This is a genomic window from Micromonospora sp. H61 (assembly GCF_018070325.1).
Taxonomy (GTDB): Bacteria; Actinomycetota; Actinomycetes; order Mycobacteriales; family Micromonosporaceae; genus Micromonospora; species Micromonospora salmantinae.
Genome location: NZ_JAGPXY010000021.1, coordinates 90,714 through 96,762, shown reverse-complemented (window position 1 = coordinate 96,762; position 6,049 = coordinate 90,714). Strand labels below are relative to the sequence as shown.

The following is a 6,049-nucleotide window of genomic DNA, read 5'->3' as shown; positions in this document are numbered from 1 at the left end:
GACCCGCCACCGCGGCGGGCCGTCCGGCGCGGCCGAGTCGTAGGCGCTCAGCGTCGGCGGGTTCGGTTCGGGGTCGACGACCAGCAGCAGCGGCCCGGCGCCGAGCACTGTCGCCCGGGCGGGCACCGCCGGCCCGACCTGAGGCGTCAGGCGCGCGGGCGGGGCGGCACCGCCGAGCAGGACACAGGCCGCCACCAGCACCGCCACGCGCCACCGGCGGGACACCTGCGGCGGTGGGCGGCGCTCCTCCAGGGGCGCGCCCCGGTCGTCACCCAGCTCGATCAGCACCGACATGGGCGCCCACCCGTCCGCTCGCGCCGGCCGGTCAGCAGAGCAGGTCGAGGTGGCGGTGGGCGTCCTCGGCGATCTCCTCGTGCCGCAGCCAGCGGCGCGCCCACAGCCGGGCGGCCAACTCCGCCTGCTCGTCGCCCCACGCGGCGTGCTCGACGAGCAACGCGGTGGTCAGCGCGTACGCCAGGCGCAACGCCAGACCGCGGGCGCCCGCGAGCACCGCCGACGCGCCCGGGTCGACGGTCACCGCGGCGATGGTCTCCTCCAACTGCGCGGCGGCGGTGGCCAGGGTGTCGGCCAGCACCGGCGACAGCGGCCGCGCCAGGTCGACGGCGGCGGTCAGCCGGCTCAGCAGCGGCGCACCGGCGTCCTCCCGGGTCAGCGCGCGCAGCACGTCCAGGGCCAGCACATTTGTGGTGCCCTCCCAGATCGGCAGCACCTGGGCGTCGCGCAGCAACCGGGGCACGCCGGTGTCCTCCACGTAACCGGCCCCGCCGAAGCTCTCCACGTACTCGCTGGCGGAGCTGACGGCCAGCCGAGCGGTGGCCAGCTTCGCCAACGGCGCCACGATGCGCAGCTCGGCCGCGGCCTCCGGGTCGGCGCCGACCTCGACCCGCCCGAGCAGGGCGAAGGCGTGCCCAGCGAGGGCGAACGCGCCCGCCGCGTCGACCGCGAGGGTGCCCAGGGTGGCCCGGTGCAGAGGCGAGGACACCAGCGGGCCGCCGGCGACGTGCCGCACCTCGGCGTACGCGCGGGCGTAGGCGAGACCCCGTCGCATCCCGCCGGCCGCCGCCGCGGCGTTGTGCACCCGGGTCACCACGACCAGGGTCATCGCCCGGACCAGACCGGGCACCGCCGCGTCACCCAGCGGGAGGGCGTACGCGTCGCGCAGGCCGATCTCGGCGGTGGGCAGTGCCCGGGTGCCGAGCTTGTCCTTGAGCCGGTGCACCGTGACACCCGGCGCGGGTGCGCCCGGCGCCGCGCCGTCGGCCAGCGGTGAGTCGACCGCGTACCGGGGAACGAGGAACGGGGCGAGCACCCGGCTGCCCCGCCCGGCGCCCTCCGGCCGGGCCAGCGCCACCGCCATCGCCGCGTCGGCGGCGGAGCAGAACCACTTCTCCCCGGTCAGCCGCCACGAACCGTCCGCCGCGGGCCGGCCGAGTGTGCTGGAGCGGCCCAAGTCGGAGCCACCCTGCGACTCGGTCATCCACTGCCCGCTGGTGATCGCCGTGGCCGGGTCCGTGGAGATCAGCCGGGGCAGCCACGCGTCGCGGACCGTGGCATCGACGTCGGGCATGCTGAGCAGCGCCGCCGCCCCGTCGGCCATCGCCACCGGGCAGGAGAACGTCGCGGACTCCGGCCCGTACAGGTGCAGCAGGGCGTGTTGCACGACCCGCGCGGCGGCACCCCAGGTGCCCCGCGCGTCCGGCAGGTAGGGCAGCGCGACCACGGCGTGCCGGGCGGCGGCGGCGCGTTGCGCCTGCCAACCGGCGGAGGTGTCGATGCGGTCGATCCGGGCACCCCACGGGTCGTAGCGGACCAGCGTCGGCGGGTGCGCCTCCGCGTCGGCGTGCGCCGCGCGCAGTGGCCCGGTCACATCGGCGGCCAGGTCCGCGAGACGACCCTTCGCGGCGGCGTGCCCGCCCGGGCCGAGGTGACGCTCCAGCCAGGACCGCAGCAGGCCATCGCCGGCGTACGGGTCGACGGGGGGTGGTACCGGCTGCACGAAGCGGCTCATCGATCGGCTCCTGGCACTGCTCGGGGGTGTGCGCCGACGGTAGACGATGCGGGGCCGCCGCGAACAGGGCACGCCCGCCCATCGGGCGCACCCAGTTTCCGGCTTGTCGCCCGTCGGTGCGAGCGTGTTCTCTACGGTCGGTAGTCGTGGGTGCGGGCCAGTCGTGGAGCCGACCGGCCCGGCGTCACCGCCCGATGCGCACCGGGTTGGCGTTCGCCGGGTTCGGTGTGGCGCTGTGCTGCGTGGGGGTGGCCGGGTTGGGCGCCTGGAACCTGCAGACCGTCCGGCAGGCCGCCGGCCCGATCCGGGAGACCGCCGACGGTTTCCTCAGCGAGGTGGCCCTCGGCGACAGCGACCGGGCGTACGAGCGGCTCTGCGAGGACGCGCGCAGCCGGTGGAGCGCGATCGGCTTCACCAGTTGGGTGCGGACACCACCGATGGTCACCGACTACGAGATCACCGACGTGTCGGTCGCCACCCGCAGCGGCCGACCGCACGGCACGGTGACAGTGAAGGTGACCCGCAGCGGCGGGCTCAGCGAGGAACGTCGCCTGCCGGTCGTCCGTGAGGACGGAAACTGGCGGGTGTGCGGTGACCCCTTCTAGGCCCCCGGTCGCCGCCCCGACACGCCCACAGCTGCTGCGCCCACGCGAGGGGGTGCAGCCGACCACCTCGACGGAACTCTTCTTCGACCTCGTCTTCATCTTCAGCATCACCCAGTTGTCGCACTACCTGCTCGCGCACCTGGACTGGCGGGGCGCGGGGCGTACCGGCCTGTTGCTGGCGCTGGTGTGGCTCGTCTGGGTCTACACCACCTGGTTGACCAACTGGCTGCAACCGGACCAGGGGCCGGTGCGGACGATGCTGATCGGGGTGGGGCTGGGCAGCCTGCTGTTGTCGGCGACGATCCCGGAGGCGTTCGGTGCGACCGGCCTGCTCTTCGCGCTGGTCTACGTCACCGTGCAGGTGGGCCGCACCCTGTTCGCGTTGTGGGCGGTGCAGGGCAGCCCGTGGTTGGTGGCCGGATTTCAGCAGTCGCTGCCATGGATCACCGGGACGTCGGTGCTCGTGGTCATCGGTGGCCTGGTCGGCGGTGCCGCCCGGGACGCGGTGTGGACGGCGGTGATCGTGATCGAGGTGGTCGGCCTGTCGATCGGCTATCCGCTGCCACGACGGGGACGCAGCCGACCCGAGCGGTGGATGGTGGAGGGTGGGCACCTGGCCGAACGGTGCGCGGCGTTCGTCCTGATCGCGCTGGGGGAGTCGATCCTGGTCACCGGCAGCACCCTCACGTCGCACGTGGACCTGGTGACGTCCGGGGCGTTCCTGCTGGCGTTCGGCGGTTCGGTGGCGCTGTGGTGGGTGTACTTCGCCCGCTCGGCCCCGGCCGCCACGGAGTTCATCGCCCAGGCCGGGGAGCGCACCGGCGCGTTGAGCCGGGTCGCGTTCAACTTCCTGCACCCGGTGATCGTCGCCGGTGTCGTCGTCACGTCGGCGGCCGACGAGCGGTTGCTGCGGGAGCCCGGCGCGCCGGTCGCCACTGTCGACGTGCTGCTCACCCTGGGTGGTCCCGCGCTGTTCCTGGCCGGGCACGCCGCCTACAAGGCGCTGTTGTGGCGGACCCTGCCGATCAGCCGGGTCACGGCGGTGGCGGTCCTGCTGGCGCTGATGCCGGTAGGTGTGGTGCTGGAGGCACCCGTCGCGGTGTGCGCCGCTGTGGCGTTGGCGGTGACTGTCGCCGTGATCCTGACCGACCGGTTCCGGTCACCGGCGGCCGCGCGGTGACCGGCGCGTCTTTCGGGCAGCGAACCACTGGCAGGGTGATGGGTTGTCCGCTCAGTCGCGGGGGCCGAGGTCGCCGCTGCGGTAGTGCCGGCGGCAGAGCACCTGGTAGCGCACCTCGGCGGTGTCGACGGTGTCGCCGATGACGACCTGGGCGCCCTCACGGACGACCCGCCCGTCGACGACGCGGGCGTTGAGCAGCCCTTCGCGGCCGCACCAGCAGAGCACCTCGACCTGGATGCGGGCCACCTCGTCGGCCAGCTCGAACAGGCGTTGCGCGGCGGGGAACATCCGCGAGCGGAAGTCGGTGGCCAGGCCGAACGCGAACACGTCGACGTCGTAGCTGTCGACCAGCTCGGCCATCTGCTCGACGTGCTCGACGGTGTAGAAGCACGCCTCGTCGCAGATCAGATAGTCGACGCGTACCCCGTCGGCCCACCGGCCCCGCACCAGGGCCCGCAGGTCCAGGTCGTCGGTGACCTCGATGGCCTCGTGGGCCAGGCCGATGCGGGTGGTGACCTGCGGTCCCAGCGACCGGTCGATGCGGGTGGTGACCAGCCCGCGCCGGCCCTGCCGGGCGTGGTTGTAGTTCATCTGCAACGCCATCGTGGACTTGCCGCAGTCCATCGGCCCCCAGAAGAACTTCAACGCCGCCGCGTGCACCGGACGCCCGTCGAGCCCGCGCGCGGCCGCGCACCCGGCCGGGGCGTGTGGCTGGCCGGGGAACGGGTGGGCCAGGCAGGTCGGGGCGGTGGCGGCGTCGTCGGTCACGGTCGGGCAGCCTAGCCCATTGACCGGCCCGGATCGGTCGGGCGCGGGACCCGTGCTCAGAGCACCCGCGGTGGGGTGTTGCCCGCGGCCACGATGGCACGGCGGATCGGCACGGCGGCGAGGAGCAGGAACCCGACCACGAAGAAGATCAGCAGTGAGACCAGGCCCACCCGGTACGAGGCGGTGAGTTGGAACACCAGGCCGAAGGCGAGCGGGCCGAGCCAGCTGGTGCCCTTGTCGCTGATCTCGTAGAAGCCGTAGTACTCGCCCTCCTTCCCGGCCGGGATGAGCTGGCTGAACAGCGACCGGCTCAGCGCCTGGCTGCCGCCGAGGACCAGGCCGATGGCCGCGCCGAGGACCATGAACGGCACCGGTGCCTCGGCCGGCAGCCGGAACGCGCCGATGATCACACCGGTCCAGAGGACCAGGCTGAGCAGCACTGTCTTCCAGGCGCCGATGCGTCGGGCCAACGCGCCGAGGCCCAACGCGCCTCCGAAGGCGAGGAACTGCACCAGCAGGATGGTGATGATCAGGGTGCTCTGGTCCAGCCGCAGCTCCTCGGTGCCGTACTGGCTGGCCAGGGTGATGACGGTCTGGATGCCGTCGTTGTAGACCAGGAACGCCAGCAGGAAGAACAGCGTCAACGGGTACGCCTTGATCTCCCGCAGGGTGTGGCCCAGCTGCCGGAACCCGTCGGTGAGCACGTTGCCCCGCCGGGCCAGCGCCGCCGCCCTGCTGGGGCGTTCCCGCAGCCAGCGCAGCGGCACCAGGGTGAACACCGCCCACCACACCCCGGCGGAGACGATCGACCAGCGGGCCAGGTCCAGGGTGCGCTGCGGGTTGTCGTCCTCGCTGAACAGGGTGACCGCGACCAGGTTGAACGCCAGTAGCAGACCACCGCCCAGGTAGCCCAGCGCCCAACCGCGGCTGGAGATGCCGTCGCGTTCGTCGGGTCCGCCGAGCTGCGGCAGGAACGAGTTGTAGACCACGACGGCCGCGCCGAAGGAGATGTTGGCGACCAGGAAGAGCGCCCCGCCGAGCAGGTAGCGGTCACCGGTGACGAAGATCATCGCGATGGTCGCGCCGGCGCCGGTGAACGCGGCGCCGCCGAGCAGCCGCTTCTTGTGCTCCGACCGGTCGGCGATCGCCCCGATCACCGGCAGCACGAACACGGTGAGGAACACCGACAGCGAGATCAGGTACGGGTAGTAGGACCCGGCCGCCACCCGGATACCCAGCGGGTACACGTACCCGTCGCAGGTGTCCGCGCCCAACTCGCACCCGGCGGCCAACTCGGCGACGGTGGTGATGAACGGGCCCAGGAACACCGTGATGACTGTGGTCTGGAACGCGGAGTTGGCCCAGTCGTAGATGTACCAGCCGCGCCGCTCCCGGCGAGTGCTCGCCGGAGGCAAGGTGTCGTCCACCGTGGGGGTCACGGTCTCGGCCATCGGGGGTCCTTCGATC

General features: G+C 73.1%; 5 protein-coding genes and 1 pseudogene. 2 read left to right on the top strand and 4 right to left on the bottom strand.

Going from position 1 to position 6,049, the window contains the following annotated elements; translation table 11 throughout:
- Window positions 1-294 (bottom strand): annotated as a pseudogene (locus tag KBX08_RS13725) (hypothetical protein); the annotation flags it as partial.
- A gap of 31 nt (window positions 295-325) precedes the next feature.
- The gene (locus tag KBX08_RS13720; protein WP_210783867.1) at window positions 326-2,029 is read right to left on the bottom strand and encodes an acyl-CoA dehydrogenase family protein; all 1,704 of its coding nucleotides are present in this window, start codon (window positions 2,027-2,029) and stop codon (window positions 326-328) included.
- Between the two features lie 146 nt (window positions 2,030-2,175).
- Here KBX08_RS13720 and KBX08_RS13715 point away from each other — a divergent pair, with 146 nt between their 5' ends.
- Together KBX08_RS13715 and KBX08_RS13710 are read left to right on the top strand one after the other, a co-directional pair.
- A complete protein-coding gene (locus KBX08_RS13715; protein WP_372488361.1) occupies window positions 2,176-2,634 on the top strand; it encodes a hypothetical protein in 459 nt (152 codons plus the stop codon).
- On the top strand, window positions 2,621-3,814 hold the full coding sequence (locus KBX08_RS13710) for a low temperature requirement protein A (protein WP_210783866.1): 1,194 nt from the start codon (window positions 2,621-2,623) through the stop codon (window positions 3,812-3,814). Before KBX08_RS13715 ends, KBX08_RS13710 begins: the two co-directional genes overlap by 14 nt.
- Before the next feature lie 51 nt (window positions 3,815-3,865).
- On the opposite strand, the gene KBX08_RS13705 is transcribed toward KBX08_RS13710, so the two are convergent.
- Together KBX08_RS13705 and KBX08_RS13700 are read right to left on the bottom strand one after the other, a co-directional pair.
- Window positions 3,866-4,582 carry a thymidine kinase gene (locus KBX08_RS13705; protein ID WP_124821847.1) on the bottom strand — a complete coding sequence of 239 codons (717 nt, stop codon included), beginning with the start codon at window positions 4,580-4,582 and terminating at the stop codon, window positions 3,866-3,868.
- 56 nt (window positions 4,583-4,638) lie between these two features.
- Entirely contained in the window at window positions 4,639-6,033 is a 1,395-nt protein-coding gene (locus KBX08_RS13700; protein WP_210783865.1) for an MFS transporter, read from the bottom strand.
- Window positions 6,034-6,049: the final 16 nt, after the last annotated feature.

What these genes read in the sequence shown, in the direction of transcription:
- KBX08_RS13720 (WP_210783867.1), bottom strand. Translation starts at nt 2,029, where the DNA reads ATGAGCCGCTTCGTGCAGCCGGTACCACCCCCCGTCGACCCGTACGCC.
- KBX08_RS13700 (WP_210783865.1), bottom strand. Translation starts at nt 6,033, where the DNA reads ATGGCCGAGACCGTGACCCCCACGGTGGACGACACCTTGCCTCCGGCG.